The sequence below is a fragment of the Xenophilus azovorans DSM 13620 genome (assembly GCF_000745855.1).
Classification (GTDB): domain Bacteria; phylum Pseudomonadota; class Gammaproteobacteria; order Burkholderiales; family Burkholderiaceae_C; genus Xenophilus; species Xenophilus azovorans.
In genome coordinates this window covers 1-16720 of the sequence record NZ_JQKD01000072.1, presented here as the reverse complement: position 1 = coordinate 16720, position 16720 = coordinate 1, and the positions used below count along the sequence as shown (strand labels likewise).

The 16720-nt window shown below is 61.8% G+C and carries 16 protein-coding genes and 1 pseudogene; 12 read left to right on the top strand and 5 right to left on the bottom strand.

Going from position 1 to position 16720, the window contains the following annotated elements; translation table 11 throughout:
• The 4 genes and pseudogenes from Q392_RS32270 to benA all read right to left on the bottom strand — a co-directional run.
• Positions 1–276, bottom strand: a pseudogene (locus Q392_RS32270) (IS3 family transposase); the annotation flags it as partial.
• A 780-nt stretch (positions 277–1056) separates the two neighbouring features.
• Positions 1057–2091: a benzoate 1,2-dioxygenase electron transfer component BenC gene (gene benC, locus Q392_RS24295; RefSeq protein WP_051953922.1), complete on the bottom strand. Its 1035-nt coding sequence runs from the start codon at positions 2089–2091 to the stop codon at positions 1057–1059.
• Positions 2092–2154: 63 nt separating this feature from the next.
• The gene (locus tag Q392_RS24290) at positions 2155–2643 is read right to left on the bottom strand and encodes an aromatic-ring-hydroxylating dioxygenase subunit beta (protein WP_038213914.1); all 489 of its coding nucleotides are present in this window, start codon (positions 2641–2643) and stop codon (positions 2155–2157) included.
• Complete coding sequence (gene benA, locus Q392_RS24285; RefSeq protein ID WP_038213930.1) at positions 2640–3992, bottom strand: benzoate 1,2-dioxygenase large subunit; 1353 nt, start codon at positions 3990–3992, stop codon at positions 2640–2642. Before benA ends, Q392_RS24290 begins: the two co-directional genes overlap by 4 nt.
• Before the next feature lie 649 nt (positions 3993–4641).
• On the opposite strand from benA, the gene Q392_RS24280 reads away from it, so the two are divergent.
• From Q392_RS24280 to Q392_RS24230, 11 genes are all read left to right on the top strand, one after another.
• On the top strand, positions 4642–5001 hold the full coding sequence (locus Q392_RS24280) for a 2Fe-2S iron-sulfur cluster-binding protein (RefSeq protein WP_038213911.1): 360 nt from the start codon (positions 4642–4644) through the stop codon (positions 4999–5001).
• Between the two features lie 32 nt (positions 5002–5033).
• Positions 5034–5978 carry a catechol 2,3-dioxygenase gene (locus tag Q392_RS24275; RefSeq protein ID WP_038213908.1) on the top strand — a complete coding sequence of 315 codons (945 nt, stop codon included), beginning with the start codon at positions 5034–5036 and terminating at the stop codon, positions 5976–5978.
• Positions 5979–6035: 57 nt separating this feature from the next.
• Positions 6036–6908, top strand: coding sequence for an alpha/beta fold hydrolase (locus Q392_RS24270; RefSeq protein WP_038213895.1), 873 nt, complete (start codon positions 6036–6038; stop codon positions 6906–6908).
• Entirely contained in the window at positions 6905–7717 is an 813-nt protein-coding gene (locus Q392_RS24265) for a 2-keto-4-pentenoate hydratase (protein ID WP_051953921.1), read from the top strand. The genes Q392_RS24270 and Q392_RS24265 overlap by 4 nt, the downstream gene beginning before the upstream one ends.
• 10 nt (positions 7718–7727) lie before the next feature.
• Positions 7728–8681, top strand: coding sequence for an acetaldehyde dehydrogenase (acetylating) (locus Q392_RS24260; protein ID WP_038213882.1), 954 nt, complete (start codon positions 7728–7730; stop codon positions 8679–8681).
• An 11-nt stretch (positions 8682–8692) separates the two neighbouring features.
• Positions 8693–9721, top strand: a complete 1029-nt coding sequence (gene dmpG, locus Q392_RS24255; protein WP_038213879.1) for a 4-hydroxy-2-oxovalerate aldolase — start codon at positions 8693–8695, stop codon at positions 9719–9721.
• Between the two features lie 10 nt (positions 9722–9731).
• Entirely contained in the window at positions 9732–11423 is a 1692-nt protein-coding gene (locus tag Q392_RS24250) for an AMP-binding protein (protein WP_245610798.1), read from the top strand.
• An 80-nt stretch (positions 11424–11503) separates the two neighbouring features.
• Positions 11504–12460: a PdxA family dehydrogenase gene (locus Q392_RS24245; RefSeq protein ID WP_211260290.1), complete on the top strand. Its 957-nt coding sequence runs from the start codon at positions 11504–11506 to the stop codon at positions 12458–12460.
• Between the two features lie 36 nt (positions 12461–12496).
• Complete coding sequence (locus Q392_RS24240) at positions 12497–13831, top strand: MFS transporter (RefSeq protein WP_038213869.1); 1335 nt, start codon at positions 12497–12499, stop codon at positions 13829–13831.
• Between the two features lie 97 nt (positions 13832–13928).
• On the top strand, positions 13929–14645 hold the full coding sequence (locus Q392_RS24235; RefSeq protein WP_051953923.1) for a GntR family transcriptional regulator: 717 nt from the start codon (positions 13929–13931) through the stop codon (positions 14643–14645).
• A gap of 67 nt (positions 14646–14712) precedes the next feature.
• On the top strand, positions 14713–15789 hold the full coding sequence (locus Q392_RS24230) for an AraC family transcriptional regulator (protein WP_169748339.1): 1077 nt from the start codon (positions 14713–14715) through the stop codon (positions 15787–15789).
• A gap of 364 nt (positions 15790–16153) precedes the next feature.
• On the opposite strand, the gene Q392_RS32265 is transcribed toward Q392_RS24230, so the two are convergent.
• The gene (locus tag Q392_RS32265; RefSeq protein WP_157008211.1) at positions 16154–16462 is read right to left on the bottom strand and encodes a DUF2889 domain-containing protein; all 309 of its coding nucleotides are present in this window, start codon (positions 16460–16462) and stop codon (positions 16154–16156) included.
• Positions 16463–16480: 18 nt separating this feature from the next.
• On the opposite strand from Q392_RS32265, the gene Q392_RS34235 reads away from it, so the two are divergent.
• On the top strand, positions 16481–16720 hold a 240-nt coding region (locus Q392_RS34235; RefSeq protein WP_157007775.1), incomplete at its 3' end, for a transposase.

Sequence of the window (16720 nt, the reverse complement as noted above, 5' to 3'; positions counted from 1 at the left end):
ATCCCGGCCCGGATAGCCCAACGCCTTGACGGTGAAGGCAATGCAGCGCCCGTGCTCGAGGTAGTGTTCGACGGCCCGTTCCTTCTGGGCCTGAGAGTACTTCGGCTTCGAGCGCACATAGCCGTGCGACAGGTCGTGGTGTCGCTCGTACTCCTCATGCCAGTTCTTCAGGGAATTCTTCGTCGGGTAGCCCAGCCGGCGAATGGTCGCCCCAGAACGCTTGCCCAACTTGATGTACAGCTGTACTGCGCGAACTCGATCTTCGTATGAATACATGAACTACCTCCAACGGTAGTCCAAGAAATCCGCCGCACCCCCGGTGGGTCAAAGTTCAACCGGCGCCGACAGCTTCCGCTCTCCGAAAGTCCCAGGCCGATCCCCAAAACCAGCGATGGTCCAAAGTCAGGATCGTTTCGCGGACGCCACACCGCAACGATACACAACGAAGACCTCTCTCGGCAGTTGGCGGCCGGGCCCAGTGCCGGCGCCTCGCAAGCGTTCACCTGCATCAGGTCGAAGGCCGGGAGGTCAGTTGACAGCTCGCCATCGAACACCTTGGCGGCTTTTCCACGCACTCTGGGCGAGCGCGTGCAGGTGATGTCCGGGCTCAAGCTCTCGCCGGTGACTTCGAATAGCACTACCGATAAGGTGTCTCGCAGGGGCGATTCGCCGCCCGACGATACCACCATGTTGGTTGGTTCCCAGCGTCTGCCTCGGCATTCAAGCCGGCCGTCGACATGCGCCTGCTGACCAGCATCGACCCTCGGGGAAGCGCTGATCGATCAGTAGGCTTTGTCGCTGATTCCGTCGACCCGGGGGGGCGCGACGGTACATATGCATCACATCTGCCGATGTTGCTGGGAGAGGTCGCTGGATATGTGGGCAGCATCTGGGCCGAAACACTACCTGCCTTGTTCCCGCAGCTGACGGCTGCATTGGACGAAAGGCCCTGTCACTACCCTGCCTGCCTTTGCAGGAACAGGCCCTGCGTACCATCACTGTGCCTGCATCCGAGGAATCTTTACCTCGGTGGCAATTTGTCGATCAGCGTCAACACTATGTGCTCGGAAGAAACTTCTCGAAGTGCATTGAGGCTGGTGTCATTCCCTGGTCGCGTATATATTGTTCAACCGCCGTCACCATCGGAGGCGGACCGCACAGGTACAGATCGGCTCGGCCATCGTGGAAGTGACTCTGCTTCAAGTAGTCGGTCACCACGCCTTTGTGTCGACCGTCAACCGCAGTGTCGACCACAGTGACGGTGTAGTCGAAGGTGGGAAGGCGCTTCTTGAACTCGTCGAGCCAATCGAGGCCCACCACATCATCCTCGCGGGTGACTCCGTAGAGCAGATGTATCGGTACCGACGCGGAAGCATTGGCCATCTGTTCCAGCATGGCGAGAAAGGGCGCCAAGCCGGTGCCGCCGGCAATCATCAGCAGAGGGTGTTCTACTTTGCGCAAGTAGAAGCTGCCGAAGGGCGCGCGATAACGAATCTCGTCGCCGACCTTTGCAATGCCGGAGAGCGCCGCACTCATCTTGCCGTTCGGCACATTGCGGATGAGGAAGTTGACTTTGCCGTGGCTCACCCTGGAACTGAAGGAATAGGCGCGGACTTCGTTTGTGCCGGGGACATAGAGGTTGGCGTACTGGCCCGCCAGGAAATGCAGCGTCTCGATCTCCGGGCCTTCCAGCTCCAACCCGATGGTGCTGGCAGACAGCATTTCCAGGCGCGAGATGCGGGCTTTGCGCACCGTGTTGTCGGCTGCGTTGCAGGCGACGGAACTGCTGGGAATTCGAATCAAGCAATCAGAGAGCGGACGTGTTTGGCATGTCAGGATGTACCCTTCAGCAGCCTCTGAGGTGCTCAGTGCCTCCTCCACGTAGCCCGTCATCTCGAAGGTGCCGGATTCGCAGATCGATTTACAGGTACCGCAGGCGCCGTCGCGGCAATCCAGAGGGATGTTCACGCCGTGGCGATAGGCCGCGTCGGCAATGGTGTCGCCAGGTAGGCAGACGACGAAGCGAGTGACGCCGTCTTCGAAATTCAATGCGATCGTGCGATGCACGTAGGGCTCCTGGATGAAGGTCATCGATATTGCACCCTGACCGTCGTGCAGGTGCGAGGTGCGAGGTGCGAGGCGCAGCGTGGCCCTTCAGACGTGATAGATATCGACCACCTGGTGGATGTAGTCGCTTTTGAGAAGGATGGTTTTCTTCTGGATGCGGATGTTGGCGTCGAGGCGAACCAGGCGGCAGGTCGTGGTGCCGAAGTAGTGGTCCACGACGTTGTGCCGCGTGGTGTAGGTGACCCAGTTGTACTGGACCGTGCAGGCGTTGTCGCCGTTTTCCAATATCTCCAGGTTGGACAGGTTGTGCCCGGTCCGCGGCGGCGGCGTGCTGGCTGCCGACTTCCCAGTGCGGATGCGAAAGACCCGATCCTCGAGGCCGTCGCGGCGCGGGTAATACATCAGTGACACCTCCTTCTGGGGATCGGCCGTGGGCAGCCCATCGTCGTCCCAGGATGGCATCCAGTACTCCACATCCTTGCAGTACTGCTCCAGCCAGGCGTCCCAGTTCTTCTCGTCCAGGTAGCGCGCTTCCCGGTACAGGAAGTCGCGGACCTCGTCATGGCTGAAGCTCATTGCCCCACTCCTTCAGAGTTGATGGCGGCCTCGGCGTCAACGGCCTCTTGCATCTTCTTCACCCAGTACTTGTGATGCACCAGGTAGATGCCCTCGTCCTCGGGGCGGGCACCGCACATCTCGGGCTTCATGCCGATAGCCTGGGCGTTTTCATCCGGACCGTCGATCCAGTGCTTGGCGCCTCGGGAGAGATCGCTCCACGGTGCCAGGCGGCCGTTGTAGCCCTCCTGGCAGGCGCGGAATTCTTCCAGGTCATCGGGTGTGGCCATGCCAGTGGCGTTGAAGAAATCTTCGTACTGACGCAGACGATGGGTGCGACCCTCAGCGCTCTCGCCCTTCGGCGCGATGCAATAAATGGTCACCTCGGTCTTGTCCACCGACAGGGGGCGGAATACTCGGATCTGCGAGCTCATTTGGTCCATCAGGAACAGATTCGGGTACAGGCACAGGTTGCGCGCATGCCCGATCATCCAGTCGGCGCGGGCCTCCCCGCAGCGCTCGACCAGCTCGGCGCGGCGCTCATACAGCGCGCGATCCTGCGGGTTGGGCCAGCGCGACCACAGGCAGATGTGGCCGTTGTCGAAGGCGAAGAAGCCACCTGGCTGCTTGGCCCAGGTGCCTACTTCCATGGCCTTGACGTCGTCGATGGACAGACCGGCCTTTCGTCGGGAGGTGGTGGCCACGTAGTTCCAGTGCACGGCGGTGACGTGGTAGCCGTCGGCGCCGTTTTCCGCCTGCAGCTTCCAGTTGCCGTCGTAAACGTAGGTCGATGCGCCGCGCACCACTTCCAGGCCTTGCGTCGACTGGTCGACCATCATGTCGATGAGCTTTGCCGCCTCGCCCAGATAGTCGGTCAGAGACTGCACGTCGGCGCTGAGGCTGGCGAACAGAAAGCCGCGGTAGGACTCGAACCGGGGTACCTTCTTCAGATCGTGCGAGCCGGCTTGATTGAAGGCGTCGGGGTAGCCCGCACCCTCGGGGTCCTTGACTTTGACGAGGCTACCGTTGGCGTTGAACGACCAGCCATGGAAGGAGCAGGTATGGACTGCCTTGTTGCCCTTCTTGGTGCGGCACAGGGTGGCGCCACGATGGGCGCAGGCGTTGATGAAGGCGTTGAGCCGGCCCTCTTTGTTGCGGGCGATGAAGATGGGCTGCCGGCCAATGTGTGTAGTGAAGAAATCGTTCGGGTTGGGAATCTGGCTCTCGTGGGCCACGTAAACCCAGTTGCCCTCGAAGATGTGTCTCATCTCGAGCTCAAACAGCTCGGCATCGGTAAAGACCTCGCGCTTCATGCGGAAGATGCCCTTGCTGGCATCCTCCTGAACAGCGCCCGCGATCTTGCGGCGCATCAGATCGTAGTCCAAGTTTGTCTCCTGCTTTGATGGGTGCGGTCACGTTGCCGCACGTTGACCAAGCATAGAGACGACGCCGCTTGCGAACTATCCAGAGGCTGCAGTTCCTTATCCGCATGTTGCAGTCCTGACCTCTTCTCTCCACTTGCCTGCCAATACGCCACTGGTCCTTGCGCCGCGATCACAGCGACGTCGACCGGAACAGGACTCGAACCGGCTGCTTCGCGGTGACCGAGCCTCGGCTTCGCACGCTCGCTCGACGTGGTCGTTCTCGTCGACGAAGCTTCCCTGTCCGCCCGCAGCATGAGCGGCCTGCGTGATGTTGGCAGTCTTGCCGATAGCCTTCATGCCCATTCGCGGCTCGGACAGGATGCCTCGAGTTGCAGCTTCATCTTGGGAATGTCGGCACCGCTGGCTCGGTGGTCCTCGATGCTCTTATGGCTTCTGCGGCCTCACTGACAGGGCAATGTGCATCCAGGCCGACAAACTTGCCGACCGCTCCAGCGCTCGCTCTGGATGTTTGAGCATGAGGATGAATGAGGGTTTCTACCATCATAGAAAACCAACAAAAGAATAAAATATCGACAATTACTAACTAAATCTTCAAATCGCGACGTTTTTGTCGCGCGAAGGGCCTGCTTGTTTTATGTCTAGGTCAGATGAGGTGCATGCCTTTCAGATTCAGGTTTCGCCAGGCGGCGACACCTTCCGGTGTCCAGGCTCTGAGACGCTGCTGCAAGGCATGGTCGGGCTACGGAGAAAGGGCATCCCGTCCGGCTGCCGAAACGGGGGGTGCGGCATTTGCAAGATTCGTGTTCTCACTGGTCACGTGTCGAAGGCTGGGACCATGAGCCGCGCGCATGTATCGCTGCAACAGGAAGAGCAAGGTTTCTGTCTCGCTTGCCGGGTCAAGCCCTTGTCCGATCTGAAGGTGGAGGTGCTCGGCGGGATGGAGAGGGCGCTGGGGCAGGGTAGAGGCTGGCCGACCTGGGCGCAGGACCGTTAAATCTGCATGTTGTTGCACATAAAGGAGACGAAATGGGCGTGATGAGAATTGGGCACATCAGCATTCGAGTGATGGACCTGGAAGCTGCGATCCGGCATTACGAGCAAGTCGTGGGCATGCGGCTCACGCACAGGGATGGCGAAGGCAATGCGTATCTGAAGTGTTGGGACGAATGGGACAAGTACTCGCTCGTCCTGACGCCCTCAGACCGAGCAGGCTTCAATCATGTCGCCTACAAGGTTGCCGGCGACGCCGAACTCGATCAACTGGCAGAGAAAATCAAGGGCCATGGCCTGGCGGTGGAGGTGCTGCCGCCCGACTCTCTGCCTGCTTGCGGACGGATGTTGCGATTTGCCATGCCCAGCGGCCATGAGATGCGCCTCTATGCGCAGAAGGAATGCGTCGGCACCGACGTGGGCTCCATTAACCCCGATCCCTGGCCGGACAGCATCCGAGGCGCGGGCGTGCATTGGCTGGACCACTGTGCCCTGGTGTGCGAGTTCGATCCGGCCAAGGGCGTGAACAAGGTGGCGGAGAACACGCGTTTCTTCGTGGATGCGTTGGACTTCTTCCAGACCGAGCAGTTGACCGTCGGACCGGAAGGCGCCCTGCAATTCGGCTCCTTCATCTCGTGCTCAAGCAAGACCCACGACATCGCTTTCGTTGGCGGCCCGACAGCCGGGATGCATCACATCTCGTTCTTCCTCGATTCGTGGCACGACATCCTCAAGGCGGCCGATGTGCTTGCCAAGCACCGGGTTCATATCGATGTGCCACCGACTCGTCACGGATTGACCCGGGGCGAGACGCTGTACTTCTTTGACCCCTCCGGCAACCGCAACGAGACCTTCGCAGGCCTGGGCTATCAGGCGCAAAGAGACAAGCCTGTCGTGACCTGGACCGAGGACCAGGCGTCGCGCGGCCTCCTGTATCACACCGGAGTGCCGCATGAATCCTTCATGAACGCATACACCTGATTTGGAGCTCCCGGATCAGGGCGATGTTCAGCAATTTACTTATTCAAGGAAAGTAACGTGAGTCTGTGGCTTGATTTTCTCGGCGTCGAGGTTCGCTACGTGCAGACCCCCAGCTTCGGCCGCATCCGCATCGCCGAGGCGGGCAAAGGGAACAAGGACGTCATCCTGTTCCAACACGGGATGAACGGCCATCTGGAGGCGTACGCCAAAAACGTCATGCCCCTGTCGGATCGCTTTCATGTCATTGCATTCGACTACGTGGGGCATGGCCTGTCGGACAAGAAGAACGACGACTACAGCCCGGCGATCTTCGCCGACCAGGTTGCCGAGTTGATGGATGCCCTCGAGATCGAAGCAGCGCACCTGTCAGGCGAGTCGCTCGGTGGCTGGGTGTCCGGTCTCTTCGCGGCGAAGCATCCCCATCGGGTGCGGCGGCTGATGCTGAACACCGCGGCCGGAATTCCCGTGGTTTCGGAAAAGGGTAAGCAGGATCTCATGACTTTCATGGGGCTCAACAAGCGCAATGTGGACTCCGCGCCGACGCGCGAATCCGTGACGGCCCGCATGCAATGGCTCATGCATCCGAGCAACCACCACTTGCTGCAGGAAGAGCTTATCGACCTGCGTTTGCGCATCTACTTGGCACCAGAGACGCGGCGCGTCGCTCCCCAGATCAACGCGATCATGCAGCGCCATGACGATTTTCTTATTCCGCTCGAGCAGCTTCAATGCGAGACACTCTTCCTGTGGACCCGGGACAACCCGATCCACGACCTGGAGGCCGCGCAGTCGGCTGCCGCGCGCGTTCCCAGGAGCAGCATTCATGTCATGGAGGGAAATGCCGCGCACTGGCCTCAGTACGAGGCTCCCGATGAGTTCAATGCGGTAGCCAGCCGTTTCTTTGCCGGCGAAGGCGCGGGGGCCGCATGAACGCATTGTCCAGCACCACGGTTCCCAATCGGTCCGGCGCCGTGGCCCAGGCCGCGCTCGCACTGCGCGAGGCGCGCGCTCACCGTGAGGCTATTGGCCGCATCTCCGAGAGCCATGGCATCGAAGGCCTGGAGGCGGCCTATGCCGTGGCCGAGATCAACACGCGAGCGCAACTGGAGGCCGGCCGGCGTATCGTCGGCAAGAAGGTGGGCCTCACGTCCAAGGCCGTGCAGCAGCAACTCGGCGTGGACCGGCCTGACTTCGGTGTGCTGTTCGACGACATGGAGTTCCTGAACGGGCAAGACGTTCCGATGAGCCGCCTGATCCAGCCCAAGGTCGAGGCTGAGGTCGCCTTCGTCATGGGGCGCGACCTCGGCGATACCATGCCCAGCTGGGCCGAGTTTCTCTCCTGCCTTGCATATGCGTTGCCTGCGATCGAGATCGTGGACAGCGCCATCACCGACTGGAAGATCACCCTGGTAGACACGGTGGCCGACAACGCGTCCTCCGCGCTGTTCGTGCTGGGCGATCAGCCGCTGGCGGTCGGCGCGCTCTCCCTGGGAGAGCTGGGCATGCAGATGAGCCTGAACGGTGCACTCCTCTCCATCGGCACGGGTGCCGCGTGTCTCGGCCATCCGCTGCGCGCGGCGTACTGGCTGGCCCGCACCATGACCGAAAGAGGGCAGGGACTGCGTGCCGGCGAAGTGATTCTGTCCGGCGCGTTGGGTCCCATGGTGCCCGTGGTTTCTGGCGATTTCGTTCATGCGCGCATCGGCGCGCTCGGCAGCGTGAGCTGCCGCATGGTCTGAGGGGCAAGCGATGAGTCGTCAACTGCGTGCGGCCATCATTGGCAGCGGCAACATCGGCACCGACCTCGTGATCAAGGCCTTGCGACATGGCCGACATGTCGAGGTCGTGGCGATGGTGGGCATCGACGCGGCGTCCGATGGCCTGGCCAGGGCGAAACGGCTGGGTGTGACCACGACCCACGAGGGAGTGGAAGGCCTGGCGCGGCTCCCTGTGTTTGAAACGCTCGATGTCGTCTTCGATGCCACGTCTGCCGGCGCCCACGTCCACAACGATGCGTTCCTGCGTCGCCTGCGGCCCGGCCTGCGCATGATCGACCTGACGCCGGCCGCCATTGGTCCGTACTGCATCCCGGTGGTCAACGGGGACGATCATCTGGACGCGCCCAACCTCAACATGGTCACCTGCGGCGGCCAAGCCACCATCCCCATGATTGCGGCGGTGGCACGAGTTGCCAAGGTTCACTATGGCGAAATCGTCGCGAGCATTGCAAGCAAGAGCGCGGGACCGGGCACGCGTGCAAACATCGATGAGTTCACAGAGACGACATCGAGAGCCATCGAAGTCGTCGGCGGCGCGGCCAAGGGGAAGGCCATCATCGTGTTGAACCCTGCCGAGCCGCCGCTGATCATGCGCGACACGGTCTACACGCTGAGCGACTTCGCAGATGAGAGCGCGATCGTGGAATCGGTCGAACGCATGGCGGCGGCGGTACGTGACTATGTGCCCGGCTATCGCCTGAAGCAAGCGGTGCAGTTCGATCGTATCGAGGTTTCCAATCCACTCAATGTCCCGGGCATTGGCACGCGCATGTCGGGTCTGAAAACCTCGATCTTTCTGGAGGTGGAAGGGGCCGCACATTATCTGCCGGCCTATGCCGGAAACCTCGACATCATGACCAGTGCTGCGCTGGCCACGGCAGAACGCTTGGCTCGGCGAACGCTCGGCAACGCAGTGGTGGCTTGAGGACGCAGTCAATGAAGAAGATCTACATCTCGGACGTCACGCTGCGCGATGGCAACCATGCGATCCGACATCAGTACAGCATTGCGCAGGCAAGACAGATCGCGCGCGCGCTCGACGACGCGAAGGTCGATTCGATCGAAGTCGCTCATGGCGACGGTCTGCAGGGCGGCAGCTTCAACTACGGCTTCGGAGCCCATAGCGATGTGGAGTGGATCGAGGCGGTCGCCAGCGAAGTGCGCCACGCCAAGGTGGCCACGCTGCTGCTGCCGGGAATCGGCACCGTTCATGATCTGAAGCAAGCCTATGCGGCCGGCGCGCGCATCGTGCGCGTGGCCACGCATTGCACGGAGGCCGACGTATCGAAACAGCACATTGAGGCTGCGCGCAACCTGGGCATGGAGGCGGTTGGCTTCCTGATGATGAGCCACATGCAGACACCGCAGGGTCTAGCTCAGCAAGCCAAGCTCATGGAGAGCTACGGCGCGACCTGCTGCTATGTCGTTGATTCGGGCGGCGCGCTGAGCATGAACGAGGTGCGCGACCGGTTCCGCGCATTCAAGGACGTCCTGCTTCCCGAGACACAAACCGGCATGCACGCGCACCACAACCTGAGCCTGGGGGTGGCCAACAGCATCGTCGCGGTCGAGGAGGGTTGCGACCGGATCGACGCCAGCTTGGCGGGCATGGGCGCCGGGGCCGGCAATGCTCCGCTTGAAGTCTTCATCGCAGCCGCCACGCGCCTCGGCTGGGAACACGGCTGCGATCTGTACAAACTGATGGATGCGGCGGACGACATCGTTCGCCCGCTGCAGGACCGACCGGTGCGCGTGGACCGTGAAACGCTGGCGCTCGGCTATGCGGGCGTCTACTCGAGCTTCCTGCGGCACAGCGAGGCCGCCGCGAACAAGTACGGGCTGAAGACGGTGGATATCCTTGTCGAGCTCGGCCGCCGGCGCATGGTCGGCGGGCAGGAGGACATGATCGTCGACGTAGCGCTCGATCTTCTGAATCGAACGGCCTCATCGCCGTCAGCAGGTTGAGGAGATGCCGGTGAACCGAGATGGCTATCAGCGCTTCATCGCAGCGCGTGACTTCCTGCAGTCGCATCGCACCGACTATGACACTGCGGTGCGCAAGTTCCGGTGGCCCCAACTGGATGAGTTCAACTGGGCGCTGGATTACTTCGATGAGATAGCACGCGGCAACGACAGTCCTGCGCTGTGGATCGTCGGTGAAAGCGGCGCCGAGGAGAAATGGTCCTACGCCCAGTTGTCCGAACGTTCCTCGCGCGTGGCCAACTGGCTGGTCAGCCTGGGCGTATGCCGCGGCGATCGCATCTTGCTCATGCTGGGCAATGAGCGCCCGTTGTGGGAGGCGATGCTTGCCGCCATGAAACTCGGCGCGGTGGTGATCCCGGCCTCCACGCTGCTGTCGCATGAGGACTTGATCGATCGCTTCGAGCGAGGCAACGTGCGCCATGTCATCGCTGGTGCCGATCACCTGGCCAAGTTCGCGAACTTGCCGGGCGACTACACCCGCATCGCGGTCGGCGCGCGCCCGGATGGCTGGCATGCCTTCGACGGCGCGTATGAGGCGTCTGCGCATTTCGAACCCTTGGGCAAGACGCTCGCGAGCGACCCGCTACTTCTGTATTTCACATCGGGTACCACGTCCAAGCCCAAGCTGGTGTTGCACAGCCACCAGAGCTATCCGGTCGGCCATCTGTCCACCATGTACTGGCTGGGTCTGCGCAAGGACGACGTGCACCTGAACATTTCGTCGCCCGGCTGGGCCAAGCATGCATGGAGCTGCTTCTTCGCGCCGTGGAATGCAGGTTGCTGCATCTTCATCTACAACAGCGCGCGCTTTTCTGCCAAAGCCCTGCTCGATGTCCTGCAGGACCGGGGTGTCACCACGCTGTGCGCGCCACCCACGGTCTACCGCATGCTGATGCAGGAGGACCTCAAGCAATGGAAGGTAAGCCTGCGCGAACTCATCGGTGCCGGCGAACCGCTCAATCCCGAAGTCATCGCCCGCTTCCAGGGGGCCTGGGGGTTGACGCTGCGCGACGGCTTCGGCCAGAGCGAGACCACCTGCCAGATCGGCAACTCGCCGGGCCAGATTGTCAAACCCGGCAGCATGGGACGCCCCTTGCCGGGCTACCGCATCGCGCTCGTCGACTCCGACGAAGAGCCGGCGGAAGAAGGCGAGATCTGCCTCGAACTCGGCGCCGGGCCGGATGCGCCGCTCGGCCTGATGCTCGGCTATTCGGATGACGCGGCCAAGACGGCGGAGGTCATGCGCAAGGGCCGCTACCACACCGGTGACGTCGCCAAGCGCGATCCCGAAGGCTATATCACTTATGTGGGCCGGGCGGACGATGTATTCAAGGCGTCGGACTACCGCATCAGTCCGTTCGAGCTCGAGTCTGTGCTGATCGAGCATGACGCCGTCGCGGAGGCGGCAGTGATCCCCAGTCCCGATCCACTGCGCCTCTCGGTGCCGAAGGCCATCGTGACGCTGACCACAGGACAGACGGCCTCCGAGGCGCTCGCGCGCGACATTCTGGCCTTCTGTCGCGACAGACTTGCACCGTACAAGCGCATCCGGCGCATCGAATTTGCCGAACTGCCCAAGACGCTCTCCGGAAAGATCCGCCGGTCGGAGTTGCGCGCGCTCGAAGCGGAGCGCCGCGCCAAGGGCGAACGCCATGCCTTCGAGTTCTCAGAAGACGACCTGTAGGCCGCAACCCGACCCCACCGTTGAAATTAGACATGACACATACGACACCGCCTGCATTTGCTCGCCCCCGCGTCGGAGTGGTGATCGGCGATCCCAGCGGCATTGGCCCGGAGGTGGTTGCCAAGGCCTGGACGTCCGGCCGGCTGCACGAGGAATGCAGGCCCGTACTCCTCGGCAGCGCGATTGCCATGGAGCAGGTGCTGCCGCTGCTCCCGTCGGGCGTTTCTGTTCGCATCATCGACGCGCCCGACCAGGGCTCGGACAGCGCCCGCGTGCTCGACATCATCGACTCCGGCGCCCTGGATCCGAGGGACATCATCGTCGGCGTCGACACCATCGCGTGCGGCAAAGCGTCGGCCGACTGGCTTGACGAAGCGGACCGCCTCGCCCGGGCTGGCGCGCTCGACGCGACGGTCATGGGACCGATCAGTGCCGTCGCCATGCAGATGGCCGGCGTTGCGGACCGCGTCATCAACGAGCCAGGCCAGAAGTACCTGCTCCTGGCTTCCGGCGCACTGCGGATTGCGCATCTGACGGATCACGTGCCGCTCGGTGCGGTCTCGACGCTCATCACCCGCGATTTGATCGAGCAGACGCTACGCAAGCTCGACGCCGCATTGCGCTCTTGGGGTATCAAGCGCCCGAGGATTGCGGTCGCGGGTTTCAATCCGCATGCCAAGGGCACGGAAGAGGAAGAGCAGATCGTGCCGGGCATAGAACGAGCCCGTGCCGCCGGAATCCTGGTTGCCGGACCAGTGAGTCCTGACACGGTCTTCAGGCAATGCATCGAGGGCCAGCACGACATCGTGCTGGCGATGTACCACGATCAGGGACACATCGCGATCAAGACCTGGGGCTTCTCGGGGAACATCGCCATCGTCCTCGGGCCGCCCTATCCGCATGTCACGGTCGCGCACGGGACGGCCTACGACATTGTCGGAAAAGGTGTCGCAGATCACACGATGGTGCTCAACGCCATCCTTACCGCGGGATCGCTGGCGGCCGGCCGATCGTTCCCGACCTTCGGTGCCGGATGACCTCCGCGAAACCGATACGAACAAACAGGAGACGAGATGACAGAAACCAAGTCCATACCCGACCTCATCGATCAGTCGCCGCTGAGCGCGCTGCAATGGAGGATTTTCATCCTCTGCTTTTTAGTCACGCTTTGTGACGGCTTCGATACGCAGTCCATGGCCTTCACCGGACCAGCGATCCTGCAGGCGTTCAACCTGAAGGCCGCCGCGCTCGCGCCAATTTTGACGGCGGGCATCATCGGCATGGTGCTGGGCGCCATGGCGTTCGGCCTCCTGGCCGATAAATTTGGAAGACGTCCCACACTCGGTGGGGCCGTGGCCGTCTTTTCGATAGCGTCTCTGGCAACGGCCTGGGCGACGAGCACCGATCAGATACTGGCGCTGCGTTTCGTCGCCGGCTTGGGCATGGGCGGCGCGACGCCGATCGTCCTTGCGCTCACGGCGGAGTACTGCCCGGCCAAGAGCCGGGGCGCCACGATGACCAGTGTCATTCTGGGATTGCCGGCCGGGGCCATCCTGGGCGGCCTGCTCGCGTCCAGGATCCTTCCGCACACGGGGTGGCAGGGCATCTTCGTGGTCGGCGGGCTGGTACCGCTGGTGCTCCTCGTCGTGATCTTCCTCTTCGTCCCCGAATCGCTGCACTTCATCGCGCGCTCAAAGGGCAGCGACACCAGCGCGAAGATCGAGCGCATCATCCGGAAGATCGCGACGGGCATCCCGGCCGGCGTGCGCTACGTTGTTCCTGAATCGGAAGTCAAGCCCAGCGTCTCCTCCCTGTTCTCGCAGGGCATGGCGCGCAACACCACAGCTATCTGGCTGATCTACATGTTCAACTGGGTCGCCTGGTTCATGTTCCTGTCGTGGTTTCCAACAGTGCTGAAGGCGACCGGATTCGCCGCCGAGCAGGCGCCGCTGGGTACGGTTGTGGTCAACGCCGTGTTCGTGATCTTCGCGATACCGTTCGCAACGATCTTGCCCAAAGTCAACACCAGAAAGCTGCTCCTGGGGATGTTCGTGCTTGGCATCGCCATGTGCGTCGCCCTGGCAAATAGCGGCACGAACTGGACGCTTGTGCTTGTTCTGGCCGCCGTCGCCGCCCTCGGCATCGGGGGGCAACAGCTCGTGCTGAACTACATGGTGGCGGAGGTCTACCCCACGGCCTTGCGTGCTACGGCGACCGGCTGGGCCATCGGCCTGGGACGCGTGGGCGCGATCGTGGGCTCCGCCAGCGGCGGTTGGTTCCTCGAGCGGGGTGGCCCGTCCGGTTTCTATCTGGCGTTGATCGGACCATTGGTCATCGCGGCCTTGGGCCTGGCCATCGTTCGGTCGCGGCACGAGCATGCTGGGGTGTCCGCCGTGTACCAGCATTGAGCACGATTCGACGCGGTAGAGGCGTGTCACATGCTATCTTTGCGCTCACTTTTCAGAGACTGACCTCTTCCTGTTCATGACTGCGCCCGGCGTTCAGATGCTTCAGACATCACCCTCAACGCATCCAGTCGCGCCCGACTCGGCCGGGGCACCGCGCACGCTCATCGAAACTGTCTATCGACAGTTGCGCAGAGACATCATCGATGGCCGTCATGCGGCCGGAAACAAACTGCGCATTGAGCACCTGAAGACGGCCTATGGCGTCAGCGGCGGAACGTTGCGCGAAGCCTTGGCCCTGCTCGTTTCGGACTCGCTGGTGGTGTCCCAAGAGCAACGGGGCTTTCGGGTGGCGCCGATGTCGCTTTCGGATCTCAAGGATCTGACCCGGACCCGCATCCTGATCGAATGCGAGGCGCTGGGCGAGAGTATCGAGCGGGGCAGAGACGAGTGGGAAGCTGGCGTGGTCAGCGCGTTTCACCGGCTGACGCTTGCCGAAGATCGGCTGCGCGCGGACGCCGCAGGCGCTTTCGACGATTGGGAAGAGCGCAACCGTTTGTTCCACGAGGCGCTTGTTTCCGCTTGCCAATCGACATGGATGAAACGGTTTCGAGAATTGCTGTATCAGCAGTCCGAGCGCTATCGGCGCCTTTCTGCGTTGAAGGCGCCAGTTCCTGCCGACGTGCATGACGAGCATCAGGAAATCTTTGAGGCAGTCATGGGGCGCGATATTGACAGGGCAAAGGCTTCCCTGGCCAATCACATTCGGCATGCTCTGGAAGTGCTGACGAAGCATGCCCTCTTGCCGGACTCCTAGATTTCCTGGCACAGGTCTGCATGGATGAAGATCGAAAATCTGCGGGGTGTCTATGGTCGGTCAACAGATGCTGCTGAAATCAGGCAGGGTCCTTCATAGGGCGAGTCCCTACGAAGTATCCGCGTTCGTCAGGAGCCATATCGGCAATCACTCCATCGAACTGCGCCGCAACTCCGCCAAGGCGACGCTGAACTACAAGAAGCTGGGCTCTATCGGCCTCAGCAAGTTGACCTACGGCGATCACGTCGTGGTCAGCAATTCCTCTGGCTTGGAACAGGAGTACCACCTGCAGATGGTCCTTGAGGGAAGTTGCAAGGTGCGTTATTCGGAGAGCGAAGTATTCGTTCTCACGTCAGGCGCTGGCGCCCTCATCAATCCTTCGGATCCCGTGGCCCTCGAGTACTCCGACGACTGCGTCAAACTCATCGTCAAGGTTCCCGTTGCGCTGATCAATTCCTGCTGTATCGATCAAGTTGGCTATGTGCCGTCTGGTGGGCTCCACTTCAATGCCGGCGCATTTCAGTTGGAAGAGGACGGTGCTTTTTGGAAGCTGATCGAGCTGTTGTGTTTGGAAGCTGATCAGCGCGAACTGGCCAATCACCCGGTGGGCACATCAATTGGCGCTTTGGTTGTCACCAAGTTGATGGAAGTCCTTCCCCACAACCTACCAGCTACTGTCGGCTCTTCAGAAGATGCCGATTTCTTCGGCCTGATTGACAGCTACATCGACTCGGCGGCGGGTGCCGACGTGGCCGCCGTTGACTTGGCGCGGCTAGCCAATGTAAGCGTCCGGACGCTCTACGACCGATTCAAGAGGGCCAAAGGCATCACGCCGCATGCATACATCAAGACACGCCGGTTGCGCCGCATCTACCATCGCCTTCACGCCTCGACCGGCAGTGTGCGCAGCGTGACCGAGGTGGCGCTGGAGTACGGCTTTTGCCACCTGGGGCGTTTCTCTTCCGAATACAAGATGCTATTCGGGGAATTGCCCTCGGAAGCCCTTCGTCGGGCATCTCTTCCTGCCAAGAGCTCGCGTCTGACAGGCGACCGACTTCCGGTCCTCGCCTCGGGGAGTTCTCCTCAAAATGCTTCTATTGCTCGCAATGACTCAGCAGAAAGTCTCACGCTGGCAGGCATATAGTGGTTGAGCTCAGGGTCGGCCCGCAACCAGCGGGCTTCGTTTATCGCGAGACCGGCATGGTTGCGATGGGATGTCCACATACCGAAAGGCAGGAGGAGCTTCGGCTCACCGCCCACGCTGGCCGGCTCAGCATAAGAATGTGCCCCGCCTTCAAATTGAAATGCGGGACTCTCTGCATTTCAGTTAGCTGGTCACGATCGCTGGCCGCGTTCCCGCTGCGGTCATCAGCCACCCCCATCAGGTCGGCCCGCATCGGATTGTTCGACCGACTTCGTCGGCTCTTAAGTGTGTGGGGTTCATGGGTTGCTGTTTTGCGTGACGCTGGCCAGCGTTGCACAAGAGTTCTTCGATGCGCAGCGATGTCTCAGCGCGACGGTGCCTTTGGGCGGTAGCCGATGAACTGCGGCGCGATGCGCGCGATGACAGGGCCATCGAAATCCCAGCTCAAGCATTTGCCCATCTGATGATCAGGCTCGTTTGCTACGAGGGGTGCATCTCCGCGAAGGAGCCGCTGGTGGCGGCGATAGCCTGGAACGGTTTGGAAGGCGACGGTCGCCATCACTCCCAGCAACTCGCGCAAGTGGGTGCAGCCGCGCACGCCGCCCATCGCAGCGTATGCGTCCGGCCAACCCACATTGAAGTTCGATAGCCGGCCAAGGATGCTTGTGTCCACGGACTTTTGCGTGGACACATGGACACTTTGGAAACGAACACAGCGGTTGCGGCACCGCCCAAGCGCAGTTGGCGGCGGCACTCTGACGAGTTCAGGGCACGGATCATCGAGTTGGCACGCCAGCCGAACACGTCGGTGGCCGCGGTGGCGCTGGCCAACGGGCTGAATGCGAACATGCTGCGCCGCTGGGTGCGCGAGTCCGAGGCTGCCGGCAAAGCCGCCACCGAGGTGGCGCAGCCGCGTGATGTGGTCACGCCG